Source organism: Mycobacterium sp. 852002-30065_SCH5024008 (genome assembly GCF_001665645.1).
GTDB lineage: Bacteria > Actinomycetota > Actinomycetes > Mycobacteriales > Mycobacteriaceae > Mycobacterium > Mycobacterium paraffinicum.
The window spans coordinates 1-1,211 of the sequence record NZ_LZSZ01000018.1 but is presented as its reverse complement, the minus strand read 5'-3'; the positions used below and the strand labels follow the sequence as shown (position 1 = coordinate 1,211).

The following is a 1,211-nucleotide window of genomic DNA, read 5'->3' as shown; positions in this document are numbered from 1 at the left end:
ATGGGCCCGCTGTCGGGCCGCCAGGGCGGGGCGCCTTGCGCGGGAACCGGAGTCGAGCCGGGCGCCGGGGTGGGTGTCGGTGAATTCTGGCCCGGCGACGGTGGCGGGGTAGTGGCCGCCCGACCCGGTGGCGGCGGGGGAGGCGCCATGACGGTGCCCGGCAGGGTGGCTTCTTGGCTGCGGCGCAAGATGGTGGCGGCGTGGTCCTGGTCGGGGTCGCTGAGTGCGTCGTGAGCTGCCAGGGCCAGGTCGCCGGCGCTGGCGTAGCGGTCCTCGGGTTTCTTGGCCATCCCGCGGGTGACCACCGCGTCGAAGCCCTTGGGGATGCCTGGGCGCAGCGCGGTGGGCTGGGGGATGGGGTTCATGGTGTGGGCGGTCACCAGTGCACCCGCGCTGCTGGATGTGTAGGGCGGCGAGCCGGTGAGGCATTCGTAGAGCACGCAGGCCAGCGCGTAGATGTCGGCGCGGTAGGTGACTTCGGCATTGGAAAACCGTTCGGGCGCCATGTATTTCCAGGTGCCGACCGCGGTGCCCAACTGGGTGAGCTTCTCGTCGGTGGTGGCGCTGGCGATGCCGAAGTCGACCAGATAGGCGAAGTCGTCGCGGGTGACCAGGATGTTCTGCGGTTTGACGTCGCGGTGCATCACCCCGGCGGCGTGGGCGGCATCGAGCGCCGAGGCAATCTGGGTGATGATGGCCACCGCGCGCGGCGGGGCCAGCGGGCCAAAGCGTTTGAGCACACTGTCTAGGTCGGTGCCCTCGATCAGGCGCATCTCCAAGAACATCTGCCCATCGATTTCGCCGTAGTCGTGGATGGGCACCACGTGCGGCTCCTGCAAACGACCGGCGGTGCGGGCTTCACGTTTCATCCGCTCCCGGAACACCGGGTCCTTGCTGAAGGTCTCCGAGAGCAGCTTGACCGCCACCGTCCACTCCTTGACGGTGTGCTCGGCCTCGTAAACCTCCCCCATCCCACCCCGGCCCAGCAGCCGCTTTAGGTGATAAGGCCCAAATTCCGTCCCCGCCCGCGAGACCTGCTCGTCACTCATCGCCGATCCTTCACACCCAGCCACCACACCATCGACACCCAACAATTGCCGGGCGCACGGGTCAGCCGCAACCCCCTGACCCAGCAACCATGACCGTAAGCCTCCGCCCAGTCCGACGCACGACAATCACGCGATTAGCCCGGCGCCCTCGGCGCGATGAAG

1 protein-coding gene is annotated in these 1,211 nt (G+C 68.2%); it reads right to left on the bottom strand.

Annotated elements, in window-relative coordinates; translation table 11 throughout:
* Positions 1 to 1,049 (bottom strand): serine/threonine-protein kinase (locus A5781_RS02210; protein ID WP_156624308.1); only part of this gene is annotated, 1,049 nt, incomplete at its 3' end.
* Positions 1,050 to 1,211: the final 162 nt, after the last annotated feature.